This window comes from Xanthomonas sp. Leaf148 (assembly GCF_001423585.1).
Taxonomy (GTDB): Bacteria; Pseudomonadota; Gammaproteobacteria; order Xanthomonadales; family Xanthomonadaceae; genus Xanthomonas.
The window spans coordinates 482,880-508,560 of record NZ_LMOP01000012.1; the positions used below are offsets into that span (position 1 = coordinate 482,880).

General features: G+C 65.4%; 21 protein-coding genes and 2 other RNA genes. 6 read left to right on the forward strand and 17 right to left on the reverse strand.

The features are described from left to right. Window positions 1-19 precede the first annotated feature (19 nt). The 4 genes from ASF90_RS19190 to ASF90_RS19205 form a co-directional block, all read right to left on the reverse strand. Complete coding sequence (locus ASF90_RS19190) at window positions 20-1,492, reverse strand: glycine betaine ABC transporter substrate-binding protein (RefSeq protein WP_055853811.1); 1,473 nt, start codon at window positions 1,490-1,492, stop codon at window positions 20-22. Further along, entirely contained in the window at window positions 1,489-2,226 is a 738-nt protein-coding gene (locus ASF90_RS19195; protein ID WP_055853989.1) for an ATP-binding cassette domain-containing protein, read from the reverse strand. Before ASF90_RS19195 ends, ASF90_RS19190 begins: the two co-directional genes overlap by 4 nt. Window positions 2,227-2,274: 48 nt before the next feature. Further along, window positions 2,275-2,592, reverse strand: coding sequence for a calcium-dependent protein kinase 21 (locus ASF90_RS19200; RefSeq protein ID WP_082473630.1), 318 nt, complete (start codon window positions 2,590-2,592; stop codon window positions 2,275-2,277). A 67-nt stretch (window positions 2,593-2,659) separates the two neighbouring features. Beyond that, on the reverse strand, window positions 2,660-3,865 hold the full coding sequence (locus ASF90_RS19205; RefSeq protein ID WP_055854001.1) for a fatty acid desaturase: 1,206 nt from the start codon (window positions 3,863-3,865) through the stop codon (window positions 2,660-2,662). Window positions 3,866-4,016: 151 nt separating this feature from the next. Between ASF90_RS19205 and ASF90_RS19210 the strand changes: the two genes are divergently transcribed. Continuing rightward, complete coding sequence (locus ASF90_RS19210) at window positions 4,017-4,853, forward strand: ATP-binding cassette domain-containing protein (protein WP_055853814.1); 837 nt, start codon at window positions 4,017-4,019, stop codon at window positions 4,851-4,853. Window positions 4,854-4,857: 4 nt separating this feature from the next. Here the strand turns inward: ASF90_RS19210 and ASF90_RS22960 are convergent. Then, a non-coding RNA gene (locus ASF90_RS22960) (sX9 sRNA) lies at window positions 4,858-4,935 on the reverse strand. Window positions 4,936-5,252: 317 nt separating this feature from the next. Here ASF90_RS22960 and ASF90_RS19215 point away from each other — a divergent pair. Next, complete coding sequence (locus ASF90_RS19215) at window positions 5,253-6,272, forward strand: TIGR00266 family protein (protein ID WP_055853817.1); 1,020 nt, start codon at window positions 5,253-5,255, stop codon at window positions 6,270-6,272. Between the two features lie 99 nt (window positions 6,273-6,371). Here the strand turns inward: ASF90_RS19215 and ASF90_RS22965 are convergent. Further along, window positions 6,372-6,448: non-coding RNA, sX9 sRNA (locus ASF90_RS22965), on the reverse strand. 426 nt (window positions 6,449-6,874) lie between these two features. On the opposite strand from ASF90_RS22965, the gene ASF90_RS19220 reads away from it, so the two are divergent. Beyond that, a complete protein-coding gene (locus ASF90_RS19220; protein WP_055853820.1) occupies window positions 6,875-7,912 on the forward strand; it encodes a patatin-like phospholipase family protein in 1,038 nt (345 codons plus the stop codon). An 805-nt stretch (window positions 7,913-8,717) separates the two neighbouring features. Here ASF90_RS19220 and ASF90_RS19225 read toward each other — a convergent pair. Continuing rightward, window positions 8,718-10,919, reverse strand: a complete 2,202-nt coding sequence (locus ASF90_RS19225; protein WP_055853822.1) for a TonB-dependent siderophore receptor — start codon at window positions 10,917-10,919, stop codon at window positions 8,718-8,720. 362 nt (window positions 10,920-11,281) lie between these two features. Further along, on the reverse strand, window positions 11,282-11,764 hold the full coding sequence (locus ASF90_RS19230; protein ID WP_055853825.1) for an Lrp/AsnC family transcriptional regulator: 483 nt from the start codon (window positions 11,762-11,764) through the stop codon (window positions 11,282-11,284). Window positions 11,765-11,893: 129 nt separating this feature from the next. Here ASF90_RS19230 and phhA point away from each other — a divergent pair, with 129 nt between their 5' ends. Both phhA and ASF90_RS19240 read left to right on the forward strand, forming a co-directional pair. Next, on the forward strand, window positions 11,894-12,784 hold the full coding sequence (gene phhA, locus ASF90_RS19235; RefSeq protein WP_055853828.1) for a phenylalanine 4-monooxygenase: 891 nt from the start codon (window positions 11,894-11,896) through the stop codon (window positions 12,782-12,784). A 315-nt stretch (window positions 12,785-13,099) separates the two neighbouring features. Then, window positions 13,100-13,744 (forward strand): DUF4375 domain-containing protein, encoded by a 645-nt coding sequence (locus tag ASF90_RS19240; RefSeq protein ID WP_055853834.1) that lies wholly within the window; start codon window positions 13,100-13,102, stop codon window positions 13,742-13,744. Between the two features lie 234 nt (window positions 13,745-13,978). Here ASF90_RS19240 and ASF90_RS19245 read toward each other — a convergent pair whose 3' ends face one another. Together ASF90_RS19245 and ASF90_RS19250 are read right to left on the reverse strand one after the other, a co-directional pair. Beyond that, window positions 13,979-15,715, reverse strand: a complete 1,737-nt coding sequence (locus ASF90_RS19245; RefSeq protein WP_055853839.1) for a peptidase M61 — start codon at window positions 15,713-15,715, stop codon at window positions 13,979-13,981. A 201-nt stretch (window positions 15,716-15,916) separates the two neighbouring features. After that, window positions 15,917-17,041, reverse strand: a complete 1,125-nt coding sequence (locus ASF90_RS19250) for a GDSL-type esterase/lipase family protein (protein ID WP_055853840.1) — start codon at window positions 17,039-17,041, stop codon at window positions 15,917-15,919. Window positions 17,042-17,053: 12 nt separating this feature from the next. On the opposite strand from ASF90_RS19250, the gene ASF90_RS19255 reads away from it, so the two are divergent. Next, window positions 17,054-17,371, forward strand: coding sequence for a hypothetical protein (locus tag ASF90_RS19255; RefSeq protein ID WP_156364987.1), 318 nt, complete (start codon window positions 17,054-17,056; stop codon window positions 17,369-17,371). Window positions 17,372-17,891: 520 nt separating this feature from the next. On the opposite strand, the gene ASF90_RS19260 is transcribed toward ASF90_RS19255, so the two are convergent. The 7 genes from ASF90_RS19260 to ASF90_RS19290 all read right to left on the reverse strand — a co-directional run bounded on the left by ASF90_RS19260 (window position 17,892) and on the right by ASF90_RS19290 (window position 25,678). Next, window positions 17,892-18,548 (reverse strand): RpiB/LacA/LacB family sugar-phosphate isomerase, encoded by a 657-nt coding sequence (locus ASF90_RS19260; protein ID WP_055853843.1) that lies wholly within the window; start codon window positions 18,546-18,548, stop codon window positions 17,892-17,894. A 282-nt stretch (window positions 18,549-18,830) separates the two neighbouring features. Next, window positions 18,831-19,586, reverse strand: coding sequence for a 2-dehydro-3-deoxy-D-gluconate 5-dehydrogenase KduD (gene kduD, locus ASF90_RS19265; protein WP_055853846.1), 756 nt, complete (start codon window positions 19,584-19,586; stop codon window positions 18,831-18,833). A gap of 181 nt (window positions 19,587-19,767) precedes the next feature. Continuing rightward, entirely contained in the window at window positions 19,768-20,622 is an 855-nt protein-coding gene (kduI, locus tag ASF90_RS19270; protein ID WP_055853850.1) for a 5-dehydro-4-deoxy-D-glucuronate isomerase, read from the reverse strand. A 368-nt stretch (window positions 20,623-20,990) separates the two neighbouring features. Then, entirely contained in the window at window positions 20,991-22,049 is a 1,059-nt protein-coding gene (locus ASF90_RS19275) for a LacI family DNA-binding transcriptional regulator (protein ID WP_055853853.1), read from the reverse strand. A gap of 141 nt (window positions 22,050-22,190) precedes the next feature. Continuing rightward, on the reverse strand, window positions 22,191-23,774 hold the full coding sequence (locus ASF90_RS19280; RefSeq protein ID WP_055853855.1) for a family 43 glycosylhydrolase: 1,584 nt from the start codon (window positions 23,772-23,774) through the stop codon (window positions 22,191-22,193). A gap of 99 nt (window positions 23,775-23,873) precedes the next feature. Further along, the gene (locus ASF90_RS19285; protein WP_055853858.1) at window positions 23,874-25,157 is read right to left on the reverse strand and encodes a TRAP transporter large permease; all 1,284 of its coding nucleotides are present in this window, start codon (window positions 25,155-25,157) and stop codon (window positions 23,874-23,876) included. Beyond that, the gene (locus ASF90_RS19290) at window positions 25,157-25,678 is read right to left on the reverse strand and encodes a TRAP transporter small permease subunit (RefSeq protein WP_055853860.1); all 522 of its coding nucleotides are present in this window, start codon (window positions 25,676-25,678) and stop codon (window positions 25,157-25,159) included. Before ASF90_RS19290 ends, ASF90_RS19285 begins: the two co-directional genes overlap by 1 nt. Window positions 25,679-25,681: the final 3 nt, after the last annotated feature.

Consider the following 25,681-nt stretch of genomic DNA (forward strand, 5'->3'; position numbering starts at 1 on the left):
GGGATTGTTTGTCCGCTGCTCAACCACGCTGACTGAGCCGCAGGCCGCGTGGGGTTGCCCAACGCTCCAGCCCTTCGAATGCCGCCTGCACCAGCAGGGCGAGGATGGCGGCGGGGATCGCGCCTTCCAGAATCAAGCCGATATCATCGAGACGGATGCCGGTGAGAATTGGCTGGCCATACCCACCGGCACCGATCAGCGCACCCAAGGTGGCGGTGCCCACGTTGATGACCGCAGCGGTCTGGATACCGGCCACGATGGTGCGGCGGGCCAGCGGCAATTCCACGCGCCACAATCGCGTCCAGGCCGGCAACCCGATCGCTTCGGCGGTCTGGCGTAACTCACGCGGAATCGAAGTGAGCCCGGCATGGGTATTGCGCACGATCGGCAGCAGGCTATACAGAAACAACGCGGCAATTGCCGGTTTTGCGCCGATGCCGAACAACGGAATCATGAAGACGAACACGGCCAACGAGGGCAGCGTCTGCAACACACCGGTCAACGACAGCACCACCTGGCCTAGCCGCGGCCGCCGCGCTGCGAGCACACCCAAGGGCAGCGCGATCAGCAACGCGAAGCCCAGCGAGATGCCGACCAGTGCCAGATGCTCGCGGGTGTGGCGCAGCAACCGGCCGATGCGCGAATCCGCCTGCGCCGTGGCCGCAACGCCCAGCCATTGCGCGGCCACCGCCGCCTCGGACTGCCGCTCCAATTTCACCTGCGCATTGAGCCGCTGCATGGTGGCTTCGTCGATCCGTCCCTGCAGACCTTGCAAAGCCTTGAGCATCGCCGGTGCGCGCTGCGCCAGGTCCTTGCGATACAAAAACACCGCTTGATACTCCGGGAAGTATTGGTGGTCGTCGCGCAGCACTTGCAGCTGGTAATACGGAATCTCCGCATCGGTGCTGTATAGATCGGTGACCTCGATCGCCCCGCTTTGCAGTGCGCGATAAGCCAGATCGTGATCCAGCCCGGTGGCGGTTTGCGGCAAGCCGTAGGCCGCACGCACGCCGGGCCAGCCGTCGGCGCGCTGCATGAATTCATTGCTCAAACCGATCTCCAGTGCCGGGTGGCGGGCCAGATCCGAGAGCGATGCGATGCCCAGCGCCTGCGCACGCGCGCGGCGCATGCCAAACGCATAGGTGTCCTGAAACCCCAGCGACTCGGTCATCGCCAGACCGCGCGCGTCCAGCGCGGCGCGCAGCTCGGCGTGGCTGGCCTTGGGCAACTGCAACAGTTCCTGCGCCAGGGTGCCGGTGTATTCGGCATAGGCGTCGATCTGGCCGGTTTCCAGCGCGCGCCACAGGATGCGCGTGCCGCCGAGCTGGGCGCGGTGTTGCACGTCCACGCCATCGCGCCGACCGGCCGCAGTGGCGATTTCGCCCAGGATCACTGCCTCTGTGAAGTTCTTCGAGCCGATGGTCACCGGCGCGGCCTGCGCGCCGAGGCTGCAGATCAGCAGCAGCATTGCCGCAAAGAGGCGCGCCATCATGCGGCGTCGCCGATGCTGCGTTGTGCAGTGAGAAACCGCTGCACGAACGCGTCGGCCGGCTGCTCAAGCAGCTCGCGTGCACTGCCCTGTTGCACCACGCGGCCAGCGCGCATCAGCACCAGGGTGTCGGCCAGATACGCCGCTTCGGCGACATCATGGGTGACCAGCACCACGGTCTTGCCAAGCTGCGCAAACAGCGCGCGCATCTGCGCCTGCAGGTCGTAGCGCACGATCGGGTCGAGCGCCCCCAGCGGTTCGTCCAGCAGCAGCGCGGGCGGGTCCAGCATCAAGGCGCGGATCAGCCCCACGCGTTGGCGCTGCCCACCGGAGAGTTCGGCCGGATAACGCGCCAGCAACTCCGGCGGCAACTGGCACAGCGTGCACAGGCTATCCAAGCGCGCATCGATGCGTTGCCGCCTCCAGCCCAGGGTCTGCGCCAGCAGCACCACGTTGCTGCGCGCGTCCAGGTGGGGAAACAGCCCACCTTCCTGGATGACATAGCCAATGCGTTGGCGTTGCGCCTGCAGGCTGGCGCGCGCCAATGGCACGCCATCGACAGCGACCGTGCCGCTGTCAGGCCATTCCAGCCCCACCAGCATGCGCAACACGGTGGACTTGCCGGCGCCGCTGGGGCCGATCAACGCCGTCGTAACGCCGCTGGCAAAGCCCAGCGTGACCGTGTCGAGTGCGATGGCCTGGCCGTAGCGGCGGCTGACCTGGTCGAGAGTAAACATGCGCGCGAGCTTGCCGAACGCGACGTCAGACACGCGCGAAGGTGCGCATCAGCGCGGCGGCGCCAGCAGTTCGCGCGCGCTCAGAGTGCCATCGCCGTTGGCGTCCTGGCGTGCGAAGCGCTCGATCAAGGTCGCGCGATGCGCAGCGCGGGTGATTGGCTTGCCGCGCCGGCCCGGCAGTTCGTCGCCTTGCAGCACACCGTCGTGATCGACATCGCGCTGATCGAAGGCGTAGCTCATCCAGTCCAGATATTCATCGCGACTGACACGGCCATCGCCATCGGTGTCCATGCGCTTGAGATAGTCCTGGCTGTCCTGCACCTGGGCATGCGCTGCAGACGCGCACGCACAGACGATGCAGGCCATCAGCAGCGCGCGCGTCACCGAACGTTTCCAGCCGCGTGCGCCCACCGCAGCACGCGTGCCGCTGCGCTTATGCGCCACTCAGTGCATAGCCCTTGAGCCGCGCCGCGTACGCCTGCAGCGCGGCGTTGCCACTGGCTTCGGCCTCATGGCACCACTGCTGCAACTGCTTGAGACGCTCGGACGCATCATGGCTGCGCGCTTCCAGCACCGCGGTCAGGCGCGCGCGGTACTCGACCAACGTACGCATGCGCGGACGCTGCGCCACCCAGGCCTGCAACTGCGCGCGCGCATCCGGCTTGAGCCAGCGCCCGTCATCGACCAGGCCCTTGCGCAGACGCCGCGGCAACAACTCGCGCAGCTTGGCGCCGGTGGCGGCGGCTTCCTCGCGCAAGGCCGGCTTGAGCACGTTGCGCTGGTAATCGGTCATGGCCTGGAAGCGATGCGACAACAGTGCTTTCAGCGTATCGGCATCGGGCACGGCGATATTGGGGCGGATATCCAGCGACGGCGCAACACGCAGCACCTTGGCCAGACCCATGGCCTGCAGTCCGCGAATCGCGATCCAGCCGATATCCAGTTCCCAACGCCGCATCGAAAACCGTGCCGAACTCGGAAACGCGTGATGGTTGTTGTGCAGTTCTTCGCCACCGATCCACAGCGCCCACGGGGTGAGGTTGGTGGAGGTGTCGGCGGATTCGAAATTGCGATAGCCCCACCAATGGCCCAGGCCATTGACCACACCCGCCGCCCAGAACGGAATCCACGCCATCTGGATCGCCCATAGCGCAATGCCGGGCAAGCCAAACAACACGCCGTTGAGCACCAGCAGTGCGATCGGCCCGGCATTGGCGTGCGGGGTGTACAGATGCCGCTCGATCCAGTCGCTGGGCGCGCCCTTGCCGTACTGCTCGATGTCGGCGCGTTGTGCGCGCGCTTCGCGATACAGCTCCACGCCGCGCCAGAACACCTGCTTGATGCCCTTGGTCTGCGGGCTGTGCGGATCTTCGTCGGTTTCGACCTTGGCGTGATGCTTGCGATGGATCGCCACCCATTCGCGGGTGATCATCGAGGTGGTGAGCCAGGTCCAGAAGCGGAAGAAGTGCGCTACCACCGGATGGAAATCCACGCCGCGGTGCGCCTGGCTACGATGCAGGTACAAGGTCACCGCAAAGATGGTGAGCTGGGTGAACACCAGCAGCACCGCGAGCATGCCCCACACACCCAGCCCGGCCACGCCGGCGGTCAGGAAGTCGATGATCGGATCGGACAGCATCGGCAGTTCCACGGCGGCGGTTTCTCGTTGGTCGATGCAGACATGATGGGGGCGATCGCGGCAAACTTCACCCTTCGGATGCGTAGGGTGACGCCTGCCTTGCTAAAGCGGTTCACACGTATCTTCTCCCTTACTGCCTGATGTCTTGCGTATGACTGTTTCCACCGATGTTGCCGATACGTTTGCCGATGCGCCTGCGCTGATCGAACTCGACCAGGCAAGTGTGATGCGCGGCCAGATCCGTGTGCTGCATGCGTTGCGTTTGCGGATCGCGCTTGGCCAGCACACTGCCATCCTCGGCCCCAACGGCTGCGGCAAATCCTCGTTCATCAAGCTCATCACGCGCGAGCTGTATCCGCTGGCGCGTGGCGATGGCCAGCCCGCGGTGAAGGTGCTGGGGCAGGCGCGCTGGCAGGTGGAGCGGTTGCGCTCGCAGCTGGGGATCGTCAGCGGCGATCTGAGCGTCAATCTGGCCGACATGCCGGGGCTGGATGTCGAAAGCGCTGTGCTGTCCGGCTTCTTCGCCAGCTACGTGGTGCCGCCGCATCACGAGGTCAGCGACGACATGCGCGCGCGGGCACGTGAGGCCTTGGCGCTGGCACGTGCCTTGCCGTTGCTGGATCGACCGTTTGCCGAGTTGTCGGCCGGCGAGACCCGCCGCGTGCTGATCGCGCGCGCCCTGGTCAACCGCCCGCAGGCGCTGTTGCTGGACGAGCCGTCCACCGGCCTGGACCTGGTGGCGCGCCAATACATGCTCGACACCTTGCGCGACCTTGCCCGGCAAGGCATCACGCTGGTGCTGGTGACTCATCACATCGAAGAGATCGTGCCGGAAATCGCGCGGGTGATTCTGCTGCGCGCCGGCACGGTGATCGCCGATGGTCCGCGCGATGCGCTGCTGACCGATGCCAGCCTGTCGGCAGCGTTCGACGGCCCGGTGCGCGTGCACCGCGACGGCGAGCGCTATTGGGCGACGGTGGGGGAATAAGCGCAGCTCACAAGACGTGGCGAGCCGTCGTCAGGATAGGTGCGGACGGCACACTCAGAACCTGAGTGGACGCGTGGACCATGCCGCACCGAGCACCGGCCGCGCCCGCTTGGCGGTGAGTGAGCGCAGTCGTTTTGGGAGCTACTCTAAGCCGGCGGCGCCAATGCTGCAGTCAACGTGACACCGTTGCCCGATGCAGGCGCTCGCCACGCTGCGGCCTACTTCAGCGCATCCGCCTGACTGCGACCGCCTTGGCGGCGTGCAGGTCTGGCTGGCCCGCGTGCGGTGTCTAGCGTCGCAACCACGCCTGACCGCCTTGCACGGTATGACCTTGGACACGGGACGCGGTGCCGGTTGCTGCGGCTAGACTCGCCGCACACACCGACAGGAGTCTTCCCGATGGCCCAGTGGTATTTCCATATTCCCGGACAGGCCGACCGTATCGGCCCGCTCGACGATGCCAGCGCCCGCGCGCATGCCCAGCGCCAACCCGACGCGCTGGCCTGGCGCGATGGACTCGATGGCTGGACGCCCGCCCGTCAGCTGGCCGACCTGCAGGGCGCCGGCAGCGCACCGCCTCCGCTTGGCAACATTGCCAGCGCCGGACGCGCCGATGAAATCGACTACCGCATCGTCGGCAACGATATGCAGTTTGTCGAAGTGGAACTGGACCCGGGCGAGAGCGCCATCGCCGAGGCCGGCGCGCTGATGTACAAGGATTCGGCGGTGCAGATGGACACCGTGTTCGGCGACGGCTCGCATGATGGTCAGGGCGGCAGCAGCGGCGGGCTGATGGGCAAATTGCTCTCGGCCGGCAAACGCGTTGTCACCGGCGAAAGCATGTTCACCACCGTGTTCACCCACGCCGGCAGCGGCAAGGCCAAGGTGGCCTTCGCAGCGCCCTACCCCGGTACGGTGCTGGCGCTGCGGCTGTCCGAGCACGGCGGGCGCCTGATCTGCCAGAAAGACAGCTTCCTGGCCGGCGCGCGCGGCGTGTCGTTGGGCATCGCCTTCCAGAAGAAAATCCTCACCGGCCTGTTCGGCGGCGAGGGCTTCATCATGCAGAAACTCGAAGGCGACGGCTGGGTGTTCGTACATGCTGGCGGCACCGTGGTGGAACGCGACCTCGGCCCTGGCGAGCGCATCGACGTGGACACCGGCTGCGTGGTCGCCTATCACGCCGGCGTAGACATGGACGTGCGTCGCGTGGCCGGATTGAAGAGCATGTTCTTCGGCGGCGAAGGCGTGTTCCTGGCCACCCTCACCGGCCCCGGCAAGGTCTGGCTGCAATCGCTGCCGTTCTCGCGCATGGCCGGCCGCATGCTGCAGGCCGCCCCGCAAGCCGGTGGTCAGCAACGCGGCGAAGGCTCGGTGCTCGGCGGGCTAGGAAGGCTGCTGGATGGCGATAACCGGTTTTGATTGGGTAACGCGGCAGCTGAGTGCGATGGTCAGGTGCAAGCACACCTCGGTTCGACTGCGCTTGGTGCGGGCTGAGTGATTCGGCGGTCGCTTTCGAGCGGTTACCAAAACGTAGCGAGTCGTCGTCAGGTGGGTGCGGCCAGCGCGCTCAGAACCGGAATGTCCGAGTGCTCCATGCCGCACCGAGCACCGGCCGCGCCCGCCTGGCGGCGAGCACAGTCTTCTTGGTAGCTGCTCTTGGGCCAAGGCGGACCAAGGGCGATCTAACTGCGGGGCGAGACCGCACTGCTTCCGCGCGTACGCGGAAACGCCGGCGCTGTCGGCGCGGGTCTGCGCGCGGAATGCGAGTGAGGTGAACGGATGAGCAGGGCGATTGCTGTGCACTGTCACCGCGCAGTGCCGCACCCTCATCCGCCCGCTTCTCCCGGTGGGAGAAGGGACACGCACCGGCCGATTGGTGTCATGACAACGGTCCGAGCGCAGCCGGCGACTGTCCTGGCGGAGCCAACGCGCCTGTTAGCGTGAGCGATGAGGTCTACGTCCGCAGCGGTCGTCTCGGCGCGCGTGTATTCTCCCTCGCCTTTCCCATCGACGTTTTCGCCATGACTGCGCTCCGCCGCTCCCGCTCGCTTGCCCTGTTGTCCATGCTCGGTCTGCTTTCGGCCTGCGGTGGCGAGCCACGCCCGGCAACGCCTGCGCCGGTGGTCCAGGCGCCCTCGGCCGCTGCGGCCAAACCGGTGAAGATCGGCATCGCGCTTGGCGGCGGCGCAGTCAAAGGCTTTGCGCATATTGGCGTGATCAAGATGCTCGAAGCCAACGGGTTTGCGCCTGTGGTGGTGTCCGGCACCAGCGCCGGCAGCGTGGTCGGCGCGCTGTATGCCAGCGGCATGGACGCGTTCGAAATGCAGGAAAAAGCGGTGGCGCTCGACCAGACCAGCATCCGCGATGTGCGACTGTTCTCCGGTGGCCTGGTGCAGGGCCAGAAGCTGCAGGACTACGTCAACGAGCAACTCGGCGGCAAGCCTATCGAGAAGTTGCGCAAGCCGTTTGCGGTGGTGGCCACGCGCCTGGAAGACGGCGAGCGCACCGTGTTCGTGCGCGGTAACGCCGGCCAGGCGGTGCGTGCGTCCAGCAGCATTCCCGGCGTGTTCGAGCCGGTGACCATCGGCAAATACCATTTCGTCGACGGCGGCGTGGTCAGCCCGGTGCCCGTGGATGCCGCGCGTCAGCTCGGCGCCGAATTCGTGGTGGCAGTGGATATTTCCAGCAAGGCCAGCGGCAAGAATCCGGGCGATCTGCTGGGCACGGTGAACCAGTCGATCTCGATCATGGGCCAGCGTCTGGGCGAAGCCGAGCTAAAGCGCGCAGACGTGGTGGTGCGCCCCAAGGTCAACGATATCGGCTCGGCCGATTTCAATCAGCGCAGTGTCGCCATCCTGGAAGGCGAACGCGCCGCAATGGCCGTGATGCCGCAGATCCGCGCCAAGATCGCGCAGCTACAGGCCGCGCGTAGCAGTGCCACGCGTAACGCCGCCGACCAGGCTGCGGCGGCAAAACAGCAGGCCTACCAGCGTTGCCTGGAACAACGGTCGCGCTGGCAGAAATTGCGCGGCAAGGACGAGGAATGCGTGGCGCCGTAAGGGGCTTGTGGTGCGGCGGGATGTCCGCTGCGCTCGATGCCTTGCTGGATTTGGAGGTACAGGGTGATCGCGGGGCTTGCTGGTGGCAGGCAGGTGCTGCGGTTTTACTGCTCACTGTAAGCCGCGGTCCGCGAGGTCAAGGAAGAAACCGCGCGTCTGCATGTCGCGGGGTGCGTGCGACGGTGAGTTGCATGTGCTCGCTTGGGCGCGGATGAGCGGGCTTTGTGCTGCTGTGTAAAACGTTTTTGCGCATCGGCGCTATCGGGACGGCATCGCGGCCGGGGCCGCTCCTACGAAATGCCGCATCTTGCTTGCTTGATGTAACGCGTTCGGCGCGTTTTCTGCTCGCATGGGTTTACGGCTTTATCTGTCTGCTATTTGCACGCTGTTGCGCGAGGTGTTGATTCAGGCGAACTAGCTTTTTCGCATTGGTCGATGCCTGCTAAGTAAGCACTGACGCTGTGTCGGGACGGCGTCGCGGCCGGGGCCGCTCCTACGAAGTGCCGCATCTTGCTTGCTTGATTTAACGTGTTCGGCGCGTTTTTGCTCGCATGGTTTATGGCGTTATCTGTCTGCCATTTGCACGCTGTTGCGCGCTAGGTGTTGATCCAGGCGGGCGAGCTTCTTTCGCCTTGCTCGATGCTTGATGCGGAAGCACTGGCGCTGTGTCGGGACGGCATCGCGGCCGGGGCCGCTCCTACGCAACGGTAGATATTTTGGATTCCGCTTTAGGACCTTGGTTGCGATGCCGGCCGATCATCGTGGTGCATGCACCGCGCGGTGATCGGCCGGCATCGCTGTTTCCTCAGTACCGCCAGCGCAGGGACACGCTGACAAAGCGCGGTTCGCCGTAGTTCTGGTAATCCAGGTTGGCCCAGTAGGTCTTGTCGAACGCGTTGCGTACCGCCAGCGTGGCGGTCCACTGGTCGCTGATGCGGTAGTTGGCGTTGAAGTGCACCAACGCATACGGGTTCTGCACCACGGTGACCGGTGTGGTGGCGCCGCTGCCATCGCCGGTGGGCCGTGCGATGTTGAAGCCGCGCACCGCGCTTTGCCAACTCACGCCACCACCGATGCTCAGGCGATCCCACACGCCGGGCAGGCGTACCTGGGTGGACAGCTGCAGATAGTCTTCCGGCAGGTTGGCGTAGATCGCATCGGTGGGTGCGCGCGTGACCTTGACGTGGGTGTAGCCGGCATTGACCGTCCAACCCGGCAGCATCTCGCCGTTGATATCCATCTCCCAACCGCGACTCTTGGTACCGTCCACGCCGATAAACGCGGAGGTTCCATCGGGCAACGACGATTCGGGCTGGGTCATGTCGCGCACCGCGTAGTTGTCCTGCTTTGCTTCGAACACGGCGGCGGTGGCCATGGCGCGGCCGTCGAGTAATTGCGCCTTGATGCCGGCCTCCAGGTTGGAGCCTTCCACCGGCGCGAGCAGGTTGTTGTCCTTGTCGCGGTAGTTTTGCGGATTGAAGATTTCGGTGTAGCTGGCGTACACCGACACGTCCGGCACGATGTCGTACACCAGGCCCACGTACGGGGTGACTTCATCGCTCACTTTGTAGCGGCCGGTGGTACCGGTGTAGCCGCCGCTGACGTTGAAGGCCTGGGTGCGCGTTTGCCAGGTGCTCAGGCGCGCGCCGGCAATCAGCGACAACGGGTCGGCCAGGCGCAGGCGTGTGGAGGCGTACACGCCGCGCTGCGTGGTGCGTGCCTCACGGCGCGCGCCGGTGCGGCTGTAGCTCACCTCGGGTGCATCGCCATCCCAGTTGCGGATGTTGGGAATCCGATAGCAGCGCTCAGACCCACCGCTTTCGTTGATGCACGATCCCCAGCCGCTGGGGTACTGCTGCGCGATGCCGTAGGTGGTCGATTGCAGATCCTGCCAGCTGCCACCCAGCACCACGTCGTGCCGGCGGCCGAACAACGAGAACCCGCCCGACAGATACACATCCACGCCATCGCGGGCGTCGCTGGTTTCGCCGACGCCGGTGCGCAAGAACACGCCGCTGCCATCGGCGGCCGGATAGCCGGTGCCGTACACGCGAATGCTTTGCACATCGCCCTTGGTGTGCGCGTAGTTGACGCGCAGCAACCAGTCCTCGCCGAAGCGTTGTTCCAGATTGGCGAAGGCGGTGCTGGTTTCGCGCTGCCAGCGCGTCCATTCCGGTGCCATGTTGGTCGAGCGCGACAGATTGGCCAGCGTGCCATCGGCCGCAAAGAACGGCACCGTGCCCCAGGTCGAACCGACCGGGCTGTTGTCCTGACGTTGATAGCCCACGGTGAGTGTGGTGCTGTCGGTCAGATCGCCTTCCAGCACCGCCATGCCGGACATTTTGTTGTCGTGGTAGCGGTCGTAGTAGTAGTCGCGATCTTGCCAGGCCGCGACCACGCGGCTGCGGAAGCGGCCGTCGTCGGTGAGCGGTGCATTGACGTCGGCCTGGGTGCGGCGGAAATCCCAGGTGCCGGCGCTTGCGGCAACCGAGGCGTCGAACGTCTTGCCTGGGCGCTTGCGCAACAGGTTCACCGTGGCCGAGGGAATGCCTGCGCCGGTCAGCAGGCCGTTGGCGCCGCGGATCACTTCGATGCGGTCGTAAAACACCGTGTCGTATTCCTGATTGGTCGCACCGCTATAGGTGGGCAAGCCATCGACCTGGAAGTCGGTGATCTGGAAACCGCGCGCAAAATACAGCGGGCGCTGGGTGTCGTAAAACGACACGTTGACGCCGGTGACGTTGCGCATCACGTCATCGATGCTGAAAAGCGACTCATCCTCAAGGCGCTGCAATCCGATCACGCTTACCGACTGCGGCGTCTCCTGCAGGGTCAGCGGCAGGCGCGTGGTGGTGGCCGGCTGTGCGCGGCTCACCGTGCCGTTGACGGTGACCTGGTCGAGCGTCTTGGCATCGGCCAGGTCGGCTGCGTGCGCAGCGGCAGGCCAGGTCAACGCGCACAGCAGGGCAACAGACAGGCAGGTCAGTGGGTGAGTCAGTGCAGGCATCGGTCTCTCATCGATCGTGGGCGCACGCTAGGGCGTGGCGACAGGAAGCAGGCAGGCATCGGCGTGCTGCTCGGGCGACGAGCTGGCTGGCCTGGCAAGGCTGGCGGATCGACGAACAGGACATGGCCGGAGCCGGCCAGACGTTATGTAAATGTAAATCGTTATCGTTTGCTGAGCAAGTGCGGTCTGCCCTGGATCGTCTGCTCCTGCCGGCGCGATCTGCGTGATCTGCGCGACGGCGCCCGCTGCCGGACGTCGCAGGTCAGCCAGATTCGTTGATCGCAACAGGTTGTACGCGCGATCGGGTGCGCCCTATTCCGCCGGCACAACGCGTTTCGCATCCAGGCTAGGCGACTGACGCATCACGCCAGATGCGACAGCGGCAGGCCTTCGGGCGCCTTGACCGTGCGCAGGACGAAGCTGGAATTGACGTCGGACACGCCGGTGGCATTGAGCAAGCGATCCAGCAGAAATCGCGAAAAATGCTCCAGATCGCGCACCTGCACCTGCAACAGGTAATCCATGTCGCCGGTCAGCGCCCAGCACGCCACCACTTCGTCCCAACCGCGCACGCCGTCGGCGAACAGCTCGATATCGGCCTGACCGTGCTGCTCCAGCTGCACCCGCACAAAAGCTTGCAGACCCAGCCCCAGCGCGCGCGCATCCAGGCGCGCACCGTAGCCGGCGATGATGCCGGCGGCCTCCAGCCGTTGCGTGCGCCGCAGGCAGGCCGACGCGGACAGATTCACCTGCACGGCGAGCTCGGCGTTGCTGGTACGCCCCTGCGTCTGCAGCAAAGCGAGCAACCGCAGATCGGTGCGGTCCAAGGCGATCGGTTGGTCCATATGTTGCGCAGCAGCAGATCGAGACGCATGAATCTTGCGCGTAAGTGCCAGCGCTGCGCAAGATTCGCAATCCTGTTGCGCAGCGATCCGGCTAAGGTGAATCCTTAGTCGCTACGGAAGTCCTGCCGCATGAACACTGCCCCGCGCCGCGTCGAAAACCAGCTCACCGACAAGGGTTATGTGCCGGTCTACACCACGGCCGTGGTCGACCAGCCGTGGGACGGCTACAGCAGCGACGACCATGCCACCTGGGGCACGCTGTACCGCCGCCAGCGTGCGTTGCTGGTGGGTCGCGCCTGCGATGAGTTCCTGCAGGCGCAGGACGCCATGGGCATGGACGATAGCCAGATCCCGCGCTTCGACGCGCTTAACGCGGTGCTGCAGGCGGCCACCGGCTGGACGTTGGTCGGCGTGGAAGGCCTGCTGCCGGAACTGGATTTTTTCGATCACCTGGCCAACAAGCGTTTTCCGGTGACCTGGTGGATTCGCCGTCCCGATCAGATCGATTACATCGCCGAGCCGGACCTGTTTCATGACTTGTTCGGGCATGTGCCGCTGCTGATGAACCCGTTGTTTGCCGACTTCATGCAGGCCTATGGCCGTGGCGGGGTCAAGGCGCACGGCATTGGCCCGGACGCGCTGCAGAACCTCACCCGGCTGTATTGGTATACGGTGGAATTCGGCCTGATCAACACACCGCAAGGCTTGCGCATCTACGGCGCCGGCATCGTGTCGTCGAAAGGCGAATCGCTGTATTCGCTGGACTCGCCCGCGCCAAACCGCATCGGCTTTGATCTGCAGCGCATCATGCGCACGCGCTACCGCATCGACAGTTTTCAGAAGACCTATTTCGTCATCGACAGCTTTGCGCAGTTGATGGACGCGACCAGCCCGGACTTCACGCCGATCTACGCTGCACTGGCGCAACAGGCGCAGGTGCCGGCCGGCGATGTGCTGAGCAGCGATCAAGTGATTCAGCGCGGCAGTGGCGAAGGCTGGAGCCGCGACGGCGACGTGTGAAGCAGCCACGTTGGCGCTGCGCTGCCCGCCGCGGTGCAACGCAGCGGTCCAACGCGGTTAACGCCGCGAAGGACTCTAGGTACGTTTGACCTGCGCTGCGTGTCTGACACCTTGAGGTACGAGGCTGAAAGCCGCGCGCCGTGGTGCGTCGCTGCATTGCGCTGTCCTGTCGCGCCTTGGCCAGACGGCGGCGTCACCCTGGCAAGGCGATGCGACGCACGTGCAGTTCGCGCTGCGGGACAACGCAGTGCGCAGCGACTCGACACCATCGCCAGCGCGGACTATGGTCGAGACTCCCCACATCGCATTCGCTCAATGGACCTGACGCATCTGCGCATCCGGCGCTTGGAGCTGGACGACACCCGCCTGCTGTTCACCCTGGCCAACGGCATCCGCATCGACGAGCCCATCCAGGCGCATCGGTTGTTGCTCAAGGCCACGCCACCACAGCGCGCGCACTGGCAGATCACCGAGGACGGCCATGGCGTGAATTGGCCTGCGGTGGCGCCGCCCACAGCGGAAGGGCTGATCAACATGCCCGAACTGCTATGGCGCCGTCGCGCCGCACGCGCGCAGGCAAAACTGGCAACGTTACGCGGACGCCTGGACGCGCTATCGCCGGGCGAACGCGAGCTGGTCGCGCTTGCCCGGCTGGATGCGGACATGACCGAAAGCGGCTACGCCCGCTACTTCGACCGCTGGGATGCGGCCACCCGCAGCGACGCAGTGCGCGGTCTGGCAGCCATGGGCGCAGCGCAAACCCGGCAGGCCATCGAAGGCCTGGGCGCGGTGTTTGAACGGCTGGAAGAAGACCCCGACCTGCTCAGCATCGAAGACATCCTGGACGCCATGAACGAGGCCGACCGCCAACGCGTGCAGGGCTGGGAAGAAGTCTATTACCGCCGCTCCGGCGACCTGGCGCGGCTGGGCCTGGTGCATTACGGGGTGGATAAGGCCTGAGCCTTCACCCATGCGCTGCGCGACGTGTGCGACGGGCATGCAGGATGACGCAGACGGACACGCCGCGATCGCGGCGTGCGAGGGCAATCTCCAGGGCAATCCCCGTCGCGCATGCGGGCACCTCAGCGACGCATTGATCCGGCAGCGGCAGCGACAGCGGCACGTGCGCGACTGCGCATTAGATCGCCGGGTGCCTATCCGCAGACAGGCACGCCTGCGCGCATCAGCGCCGACTCACAGCCGGCATTGCGCATCGTCCACCCCAGGCACGCGCTCCCATTGCCAGGCGTCCACCTGCTCGCCGCGTGGCAGATAGTCCACGTCGAACTCCTTGCCGTCGCGACGCAAGCGCAACTGCAGATGCTCGGTCTGATTGCCCTGGATGCCGTCCTGCGGCACCGGACGCACGATCTCATCGCCATTGCGCACTCCTGCCTGCGCGGCCGCCGACGCTGCCATCAGCCCGCGCACGACACGCTTGGGTTCGGCCAGCACCGCCGGCTCGAATCCCAGCACATACCGCCGCAGCGGCTTGCTGGTCCTGCGAAAGCACGGCCCGAACGCGTCCGACGCCGGCAACGGCGGCGTACCGGCCAGGAAGGCATGAAAGTCCTGCACCGCCGCCTCGCCCAGCTCCGCCTTCAGCAAGGCCTCCCAATCGGCCTGCGTTGCCTCGCGCTGCGGCCCGATCGCCAGCAGCGCACGCAGCAGGTCATCCAGCGAACGCTGGCCCTGCGATCGCTTGCGTAGCGCATCGTTCACCGTGGCCAGATACAACATGCCGCGGTCGTAGGCGAGCATGCGGATGCGGGTGTCCTTCCAGAATCCCTCATCGATGCGTGCGTTGGGCAGATTTCCCAGCGCATTGGTGTAGTAACGCGCTGCGGTCGTGTTGAGCGAATCCAGAAACTGCTGCGGGGAAAGCAAACCGAATCGCAGCGGCAGCAGCGCCTGGTAGAACACCGCCGAGCCTTCGGTGAACCAGGTCGTGGACTCAGGCCCGTGCTCGGAAAGGCGCGGCTGATAGGTATGGAACATTTCATGCGACAAGGTGATCTTGATCAGGTTCACATCGGCGCCGTCCCCTGCGCCATAGGTGGTGACGAAGGACTGGTTCAATGCGGTCCCGCCGCCAGCGTTGACCGGGTTGTAGCGCAGGAAGATCGTGTAGGGCCTGGACTCGGGTTGCGGAAACGCCAGCTCGAACTGCTCGTGCAGCTTGCCCACCCACGCGGATAACGCATTCGCATCGAAGGGCGGCTGCCCTTGCCAGGCGACCGAAAACCCGTCCGCACGCGGCACGCTCGGCCAGCGTCCGACCTCTCCGGCCATGAAGAACACGAAAGGCAAACTGTCGTTGTCGATCTGCGCGACCTGCACCGTCCCTTCGCCGAACGAGCTCACCCCCTTGGCGCCATCGGGTAGCTGCGACAGATCCCAGCGAATGGTCAACGCGTACGTTTGGGTCTGCGGCGGCAGCACCAGAAACATGCTCGACACTGCAGAAAACGCATGCGCATCGTTACGGAACGAAATAGGCGGCGCCGGGCCGCGCGGCGGCCGGGTCGCACTGGCCGGGACACGGTAGTGCAGGCTGAGCGGGCCGCCGAGCGCGCGTGGCGCAGTCCAGACGCGCAACGGGCCTTGATCGCCGCGCTCCTGCGCGGTGGCCGCGCGCCCGGCAAGCTGCACCGTCCCTTGCGCATCGGTGGCTTCGATCGAGACGATGTGCTCGGCAGCGCTATCCACGTTTCCCTCTTGCATCGGCAGCTGCGCCACGATGCCGCCGCGGGCCACGGTCAGCGTGGCCAGGCGCAGACGCACCTCTAACGTGTCCACGTTGCCCTTGGTTGCATGCGGTGCAAGCTCCAGGTCCAGCGCAATCGGAGCAGGGACGGCCGATGCCGGGCCGGCCAGTGCGCCAGGTGCCAGCGCGATGAGCACACACAGAAGCAACCAGGGAGTTTTCATGCGCGCCGAGCAGTGTGGGATCGCCAATCATGCCGCCGGTCGAGGCCGCCTGCCAGCATGCCGAAGGTCATGCGGCGCAACGCACGGCGATGGCTGCAGGCCTGGATCGAATGCCACCGGGGTTGCAGCGCTGGGTCGGCGGGGCATTGCTTGGGTGGCGCGTCTGCTGCGCCCGTACCTGCGATGCATCGCGCCGACGGTTCACCCTGCCGGCGCTGGCAGGTAGGCCAACAACAGCACCAATGGTGCATCACCGGTCTGCTGCAATGCATGGGTGCTGCCCGGGCGCGTCAGCAGTGCATCGCCTGCTGCGACGTCGTATTGCTTGCCATCCAGCGCGTACAGGCCGCGGCCGCTGACGATGTAGTAGACCTCGTCCTTGTCGTGCAGGTGCAGGCCGATGCCGGCACCTTTGTGCAGCACGCGTTTGCGCAGCACGAACTTCAACTCCGGCGCGTCTGCGAAGAACGGATACGCCGTGGTGGGGCCGGCGCCGCCGTGCGGGCCGGGTTGTTCGCGGGCGAGATCGCGCTCATGCACAACCAGCGATGGATACGCCTCTGCGGCGCGTTGCGCGGCGGTATCGGGGACTGCGCCGCAATCGGCGTCGCGACGCAGCTGGGGTTTTAACTCAGGCTGTAGCTGCACCCAGCCGTGCACGACCAGGCAAGCCACTGCGGTAGCGCCGGCGCGGCTGAAATGAGTGCCATCTGCTTTGCCCTGTTCGGGGACGAACAGAAAGTACGGCTTGGCGGCTTGCTCGCCGAGTGCGCGAATCCAGTCGCTGGAACTGGCGTTGAGATCGATCAGGCCGACGTGTTGGTCGGCCGCCAGTTGCTGCATGGCCAGGGTGTAGCGGCCATGCGTATCGAGCAATGCGCCGAAGTCGTAGAGCAGGCGTGCGGCCGGGGTGATCAGGATCGGCGTGGCGCCCTTCTCGCGCGCGGTGGCGATGTATTGGCGCAGGAACCGCACGTAGTCGCCTTGCGGATCGGTATAGCGTGTAGGGTCTTCGCGTTTGGCATCGTTGTGCCCGAACTGGATCAGCAGGATGTCGCCCCGTTGCAACTCCTTGGCGATGGCGTCCAGGCGCCCTTCGGCGATGAAACTGCGGGTGCTGCGGCCGCCTTTGGCGTGGTTGTGCACCTGCCACTGGGCGGGGTCGAACCACGCTTGCAACATCTGGCCCCAGCCGGCTTGCGGTGCACGATCGGCGCCGTACTCGGCCGCGGTGGAATCGCCTGCGATAAAGATGCGATAGGGCGCAGCATGGGCATGGGCGATGCCAGTGCAGAGCAGCAGCATGGCGATGAGCAGTCGACGCATGAGGGGCTCCAGGTGAGTGCGGTGTTTGTTGCTGTTGCTGTTGCTGTTGTTGCTGTTGTTGCTGTTGTTGCTGTTGTTGCTGTTGTTGCTGTTGTTGCTGTTGTTGCTGTTGTTGTTGCTGTTGCTGTTGCTGTTGTTGCTGTTGCTGTTGTTGCTGTTGCTGTTGCTGTTGTTGCTGTTGTTGCTGTTGTTGCTGTTGTTGCTGTTGTTGCTGTTGTTGTTGTTGTTGTTGTTGTTGCTGGTGTTGTTGCTGGTGTTGCTGCTTTTGGATCTGGTCTTGCTGCTATCTGCAGTGCGGTACCGACGTATGGCTGCACGCTTGATGCGTGATTTCGAAGCGACTGGCATCCGTACTTCGTGCATTGGCTGGATCCAGAACGGGCGACGTGATGCTTCGGTGGGTCATCGTCAACATCGGCACTTGCTGGTTATTGAGCGAGTCCGATACCTGCGCTTGACTGCCGGTTGGCTGCCTTCCGCCCTACCCGCGTCCCGACCCGCGCTTGCGGCACGCGCGCCCATGGCGCGTAAGCAGTGCCTTCTCGCCTAGGTGCGAGAGGGGCTCGATGCACGCGCGCTTTCGGTTAAATGCACGAGTGCTTGTGGACGAATGCACACTGCTTCTGCTCGCGTCCACGCACGCTCTCTGTTCGCAACGGATGCACTCACGCTTTTGGGCGCCTGCATCGGAGTCAGTCACAGCAGGGCGTGCAGTGACTGTCACCCACTGCTTGTCTCAGCAGTGGGTGACGCCGTACGTGCCTGACGCGTCAGCGACGTCTCAAGCACTCACCTTGCGGCGCATGCCTGCTCCCGGTGCAGGAACACAGGCATGCGCATGCGGCTGCACTCAGGCAGCAGCGGCTTCGCTCTTGCCCAGCAGGCCGGCGACGAAGTTGCGGATCTCCGCATCCTGCGCATTGTCGAAGAAGCACTGCTGGAAGCGCTCGCCGCCGATGGCCTGCTTGATCAGTTCCGAGTCGATGGCGCGCAGGCCGTCGAGGTAGGACTTGGCGGTGGCCTGCTTGACCTGGGTCAGGATGCCGGCATTGGCGGCCTGCGATTCGCGACGCTCGGCCGGGTAGCCCAGACCGCGCTCGCCGCTGAAGGCTTTTTCGAAGATGTAGCGCACGTTGATTTCCGCGCCCCAGCCGTAGCCCTTGGCAAATGCCAGCGACAGTGCGTTGCCGTTGTTGACCTGGGCAAACAGGTAGGCGTCGGTCGGCTCGATGCAGTAGCCGCAGAACACGCCCGGGTGAGCGTTGAGCGACATCAGCGCGCCCTGGCCGGTACCGCAGCCGGCGACGACAAAGTCGACCGCCTTCGAGTTCAGCAGCAGGCTGGCGACAATGCCCAAGTGGATGTAGGTCAGGCGGTGATCGTTGTCGCCGTCCATGCCGACGTTGAACACGTTGTGGCCTTGTTCGCCGGCGATGTCGTTGAGCTGCTGCAGGATCACCGGGTTCTTGGCGGCCTGACTAAACTCATTCATGAGTGCAATTTTCATGGGAATGCTCCGATTGGTTGGGGAAGAGTGGTTCGGAAAAGGATGGAGGCTAGGGACTGCCGCGAGGTGCTTTCGATTGCGGTCCCATCCGGGGCTTTCGGCGCGAAACGAACAAGACGTGACCAAGACTCTGCGCACCCTTGATACGGTCCCGGACGAGTTGCTACCCTCATCCGCCCTGCGGGCACCTTCTCCCGCTCGCGGGAGAAGGACGTGGTATCGCGGGACACCAGGGGCGGCTGCGCGCGTCTGACAGTGCGCGCCATGGCCATGCGATCTGGATCAGCGCGCCAGCCAGCCGCCATCGACCGGGATGATGGCGCCGTTGACGTAGTCCGAGGCGCTACTGGCCAGGAACACCGCGGTGCCGCCGAGATCGGCCGGCACGCCCCAGCGCGCGGCCGGGATGCGATCCAGGATCGACTTGTTGCGGTCTTCATCGGCACGCAGCTGCGCGGTGTTGTCGGTGGCCATGTAGCCCGGCGCGATGGCGTTGGTGGTCACGCCCTTGCTGGCCCATTCGTTGGCGAGCAGGCGGGTGATGCCGGCGATGCCCGACTTGCTGGCGGTGTACGAGGGCACGCGGATGCCACCCTGGAACGACAGCATCGAGGCGATGTTGATGATCTTGCCACGGCCCTGGGCGATGAAATGACGGCCGGCCGCCTGCGCCATGAAGAACGCCGACTTCAGGTTGACGTTGAGCACGTCGTCCCAATCCTGCTCGCTGAAATCGACCGCGTCGGTGCGACGGATCAGGCCGGCGTTGTTGACCAGAATGTCCAACCCGCCCAGACCGGCGATGGTGGCGTCGACGATGCGCTGCACCGGCTCGATGCTGATCAGGTTGGCTTCGATGGCGATAAAACGGCGGCCCAGCGCCTTGACCTTTTCTTCGGTCTCGGTGGGCGCCTGGATGCCGGCGGCGGCGATGTCCGCGCCCGCTTCGGCCAATGCCAGCGCGATGCCCTGGCCCAAGCCGGTGTTGGCACCGGTGACCAATGCGACCTTGCCTTCGAGACTGAACGGATTGCTCATTACCTTATCGCTCCTGCTGGATGTGCCACGTTGTGATGAGTGAGCCGCGCAGTGCGCGGCAGAGTGCATTTGTGCTGTTTGAACTGGTGCTTCGCCAACGCCGCGTCGGGGCGCGCTGACGTTGCCAGCGCTCGCCTGGAAAAACGGCGTCACTGGAGCGAACGATGGATCGAAACCGGGCTTACTTGAGCTGGCAGATATCCAGCACGTGCATGTCGGTGTAATCCAGGTTTTCGCCGCCCATCGCCCAGATGAAGGCGTAGTTGCTGGTGCCGGCGCCCATGTGGATGGACCACGGCGGCGACACCACCGCTTCGTTGTTCTGGATCACGATGTGACGCTGCGCTTCGGGCTCGCCCATGAAGTGATACACGCGGTCGTTGGCGCCGAGGTCGAAATAGAAATACACCTCGCTGCGACGGTCGTGCAGATGCGGCGGCATGGTGTTCCAGACGCTGCCCGGCTTGAGCACGGTCAAGCCCAGCAGCAACTGCGAGGACTGGCAGGTGGCCGGCACGATGTACTGGTAAATGGTGCGCTCGTTGCTGGTTTCCAGCGCGCCACGGTCCAGCGCCACTGCATCCTTGATCGACAGCTGCTTGGTCTCGAAGCGCGCATGCGCCGGTGTCGAGGCCAGATAGAACTTGGCCGGGTTGGCGGCATCGTCCGAGGCGAAGCTGACATCGGTGCTGCCCATCGCCACGTACAGGCCGTCCTTGGGACCGAGCGTGTAGGCGGTGCCATCCACGGTCACGGTGCCGCTACCGGCGCCGACGTTGATAACGCCCAGCTCGCGGCGCTCCAGGAACGGGTGACCGGCGGCGGAGGCCGGCTCGGTCTGCTTGGGCAGTTCCAGCGCGGTGCCCAGCGGTGCGGCGCCACCGAGCACGAAGCGCTCGTAATGGGTGTATTTGAGCGTCACCGCACCATCGACGAACAGGCCGTCGAGCAGATACAGCTCGCGCAGGTCGTCGTTGCTGGCGCCCTTGATGGCATCCGGGTGGGTGGCGTAGTGGGTCTTGCAGTACAGGGACATGCGCGATCTCCATGGCAAGCGGGGGGAAGAGGGCTTGCTCCGTGGGTAGTCTACCGGCTCTGGTTAACCGGTGTCATTGCGCAGTGCACGATAGTGGGATGGGTGGGTCTGAGGGACTGCCTGCTTCCTTCTCCCACCGGGAGAAGGTGGCGCGTAGCGCCGGATGAGGGTGCGAGGCGGCGCGCTGTGTTTGGAGGCGCGGCCTGAGTGGTAAGTGCTGCCTTCCCCCGCCTGCGGGGGAAGGTGCCCGAAGGGCGGATGGGGGCCAGCCGTCGGCCGATCGAGGCAGCTGTTCTCACCTTGACCGGCACAACGTCCTGCAAGGTGGAGCGGAAGGCCGCGCCGCGTGGGATCGCGGCGCGCGGTGCTCAATCTTCCGGCGGTTGGCAGGAGTCGCGCACGATCAGATGCGGGCGCACGCTGGCGGTGGGCAGTTGCGGGGCGTTGTCGGGCTGGATCAGCATGGCCGCAGCGGTGCGGCCGGTGTCGCGGGTGTGGCGGCGCACCGAGGTCAGCGGCGGCCACAGGCGCGAAGCCAGCGAGCTGTCGTCGTAGCCGATCACCGACAGCTGGCGCGGGATGTTGATGCCGGCACGCAGCGCGACCTTGTAGATACCGGCGGCCATTTCGTCGTTACCGGTGAAGATGGCGGTGGGGCGCTTTTTCCCCAGCAGCAGCTTTTCGGCGGCGGCCACGCCCGATTCGAAGGTGTAGCCGGCTTCGACGATACGCTCGGACGGCAGTTCGATGCCGCGCCGGGTCAGCGCGTCGGCAAATCCCGAGGTGCGTTCGATCGAGGAGCGGTAGGCGCTGGGGCCGGTGACCAGGGCGATGTCGCGGTGGCCGAGCGAGAGCAGGTAATCGGCCGCCTCGGCGGCGCCGTCGCGGTCGTGGGTGATCACCGTTTGCGAGGTGGTATCCAGCGCGACCGAGGCGATGCGGGTGTAGCGGCAGCCGATCTCGGCCAGCATATCGGCCAGCGCCTGATCTTCGGACGCGCGCGGCACCAGGATCACCCCGTGCAGCTTCTGCGCCTGGGCGAAACGACGCACGCCTTCGATGTAGCCGGGGCTACGGCTGTCGCAAGGGTGCACCACGAGCTCGAAACTGGAGCCGCGCAGCGCGTCCAGCGCGCCGTACTGCATGTCCACGATGTATTGCGCGGTGGGATTGTCGTAGACCATGCCGATCAGGAACGAGCGCCGGAACGCCAGCCCGCGCGCGAGCGGGTCGGGCGAGTAGCCAACCTCGCGCATCAACGCCTCGACCTTCTCGCGGGTGTCCTGCCGCACCAGCGGCGAGTTGTTGATGATCCGCGAAACGGTCTTCTTGGACACGCCCGACATCCGTGCGATGTCGTTGATCGTGGCTACCTTGCCCTTCGGCAGGCCGGGCATTCCCTCTTCAGGCATCTTGCGGGCGGGCATAGCGGTCAACCAGTGAAGTTGATTGGATTCTACCGGCCAGACGGCCGGCAGACCTGAGCGAAGCCTGCCGCCACCCCGGACCCGCCGCGCAAGGCACGCCACAGCGGCCATCGCGGCGGCATGCCCGGCGATGCAGAACGGTCAGTCCAGGGCGCGGTAGCGGAAGTTGCGGAACTCCACCTGGCCCGGGCCGGCGGCATACAGCGCCGGCTTCAATGCCAGGAACTTGCCGGCCACGTTGTGGTGGTACCCGGACACTTCCATCTGCACCGGGTACTTGGTCCACGTCTTGCCGTCGGTGCTGCTGTGGATGGTGACGATGTGGCGGTTGTTGGTGACCCGCAGCCACAAGGTGCCACCGGTAGCACTGGGGGCCAGCGTGCCGGGGCGTTCTTCGCCGTAGCGGTGCATGACGAAGTTTTCGCCATTGCTGCCCACGCCGGCGTAGAGCTTGTCGCTGTAGAACAGCAGCGCCCCGCCCTGCCCGCCCGGTGCCACGGTCATCTGCACTTCGAACTGGTAGGCCTGGTCGGTGGCGATCACCGTCAGCGGCGAGGCGTTGCGCGGAGCGGTGCCCTTGCCCTGCAGACGCAACACGCCATCGCCCACCTGCAGGCGCTTGGCTTCGTCGGCCGCCGGGTTGAAGAACGCCCACTGCGGGCCGAGCGTCTTGGCGCGGAAATCGTCCGACAGCGCCAGGCCGTGGGTCAGCGCCTGGCCGCTGGGTTTTTTCAGCGGGGTGCCCAGATCGCCGCCCTTGGCGACGAACCAGCCGTCCGGGGTCCATTCGATCGGGTCCAGCAAGGCCTGCCGGCCCAACGTCCAGAAGCCGTGTTCGTAGCCGTGGTAGAGCATCCACCAGCGTTTGTCGGTGCCTTCCACCAGGGTCGCGTGGCCACGCGACCACCACGGCTCGTCGGCGCTCTTGGTGCGGGTGATCGGGTTGTTGGGCGCGTTCTGCCACGGACCATGGATGGAGCGCGAGCGCGCGGTGATCACCATGTGCCCGGTCGGCGGGCCGGCGGTGCCGCCTACGGCGGTGGTCATGTAGTACCAGCCGTTGTGGCGGGTGATCTTGGGGCCTTCCTGCGCGTAGCCTTCCACGTCCCAACTTTCCGGGTACTTCCAGCCGTCGTAGACGTGCTTGGGCGTGCCGACCACGGTCAGGCCGTCGTCGGACAGCTGCACGTAATCGCCGCCGCTGAGGAACAGATACCGCTTGCCGTCTTCGCCCACCGCATGACCCGGGTCGATGTACTTGCCCAGGCCGATGTCGATCGGCTTGCTCCACGGGCCCTTGATGTCATCGGCCCACACCACGAAGTTGCTGCGCTCGGCCTGGTCGCCACGACGGGCCGGGAAATAGATGTAATAGCGCTTGCCGTGCTTGATCAGGTCCGGCGCCCAGATCGCACCGACGTTCTGGGTGATGGCGTGGCCCAGCGGCTGCCAGTTGACCAGATCGCGCGAATGCCAGATCGGCAGGCCGGGATACGCGTCGAACGAGGACAGCGTGAGGTAGTAATCGTCGCCGTCCTTGAGCACCGACGGGTCGGGGTGATCGCCGGCCAGGACCGGGTTGAGGAAGGTGCCATTGCCTTGGTCGGCAATGCGCTGATGTTCGATACCGCGCTTCCAGTCGGCGGCCATGCTCAGGCCGGTGCACAGCACCAGCCCGGCGGCCAGCAGCCAACGCAAGCGCGCGGATGTCATACGGTGACGCATGCTTTCTCCTTGTCCCCGTCGCGCGGGGCGATGCAGGGCCGGCGCCTAGATCGCCGGCTGCTGGATGAAGGCGGGAGACTCCCGCCAGCACCGACGCGCTTACGCGCGCAGTGCCCTCGGCAACCAGAGCGACAGCTCCGGGAAAAACGCCACGATCAACAGCACGCACAGCGCCGCCAGCCAGAACGGCCAGATGGTGCGCATGCTTTGGGCGATGGTGATCTGCCCGATGGAGGTGCCGATAAACAGCACCGACCCGATCGGCGGGGTGATCAGGCCAATACCGCCGGCCAGCACCATCACCAGACCGAAATGGATCGGGTCGATGCCGTAGGCCTTGACCACCGGCAGGAAGATCGGCGTGCAGATCAGGATCTTCGGCGCCAGGTCCATGAACATGCCCAGCAGCAGCAGCATCACCACGATCATCAGCAGCACGGTGTTCTTGCCGTCGGCCACCGACTGCAGCAGTTTCACCGCCGCTGCCGGCACCTGCAGATACGCCAGCAACCAGCCGAACACCGCCGCTGTGGCGATCACGAACAGGATCACGCCAGTGGTGCGGGCGGCATGCGTGACGGCGGCGAAGAACTCGGCCCAGCGCAGCTGGCGATACAGCAATGCCGTGACGATCAACGCGTAGACCACGGCGATCGCGGCGCTTTCCACCGCGGTAAAGATGCCGGCGCGGATTCCGATGAAGATCAACGCCACCAGGCCCAGGCCCGGCAATGCACCGAACAGGCGCAAGGCCACCGCACGCCAGCCGGGGAACGGCTCGGTGCCGTAGCCGCGATGGCGCGCCACCACATAGCCGGTGACCATCATTGCCGCGGTCATCAGCAGCGCGGGGAAGATGCCGGCCGCAAACAGATCGGCAATCGACAGGCCGCCACCGGCCGCCGCCGAGAACAGGATCAGGTTGTGCGAGGGCGGCACCAACAGCGCCACCAACGCGGCGGTCATGCTCACGTTCACCGCGTAATCGCGGTCGTAACCGCGTTTGATCATCTGCGGAATCATGGTGCCGCCCACCGCCGACACGTCGGCGATGGCAGAGCCGGACACACCACCGAAGAACAGCGACGACAGCACGCTGACCTGACCCAGGCCGCCGCGCACGCGCCCGACCAACGAGGACGCCAGCGCGATCAAACGTTCGGAAATCCCGCCGCGCAGCATCAGCTCGCCGGCAAAGATAAACAGCGGAATCGCGATCAGCGATGCCGAGCCGCTGCCTGCAGAAATCTGCTGCACCAGCACCACCGTGGGCAGGTCCAGATACAGCAACGTGGCCAGTGCGGCCGCACCCAGTGCATAGGCAACCGGCACGCCGATCAGCAGCAGCACCACGAAGGTTCCCAACAACATGGCGATGCCCATCAGCGCACTCCTCCGGTGTGGATCGGGCGCAGCACACGCCACAACTTGTACAAGGCAAACACCACCATCAGCGCACCGCCAACCGACAACGGCAGGTAGTTGATGCTCTGCGGCATCTGCGCGCCGGCCATCTTGATGTCCAGGCCATCGATCAGCAGCGCCGCACTCCACCACGCCAGCACGGCGCCGATGGCCATGATCATCAACGGGCGAATCAGATCGAACAGTTTGCGCACCAGCGGTGGCACATGGTCGCCAAGCAGGTAGAAGCCGAAGTGGCGATTGGTGTGCACACCGGCGGCGGCCGCCAGGCTCAGCGCGGTGCTCAGCAGCAACAGCGTCACCGGCTCGGTCCAGCTCGGGGAATTGTTGAGCACATAGCGGGTGAATACCTGCCAGCCCTGCACGACCACCAGGCCCAGCAGCGCCAGCGACGCCACGCCAATGGCAATATCGGAAACGCGGTCCAGCGCGCGCTGCAACGGCGCGGCCGGGACGGCGACGGTCTCGGGTACGGTCATCGG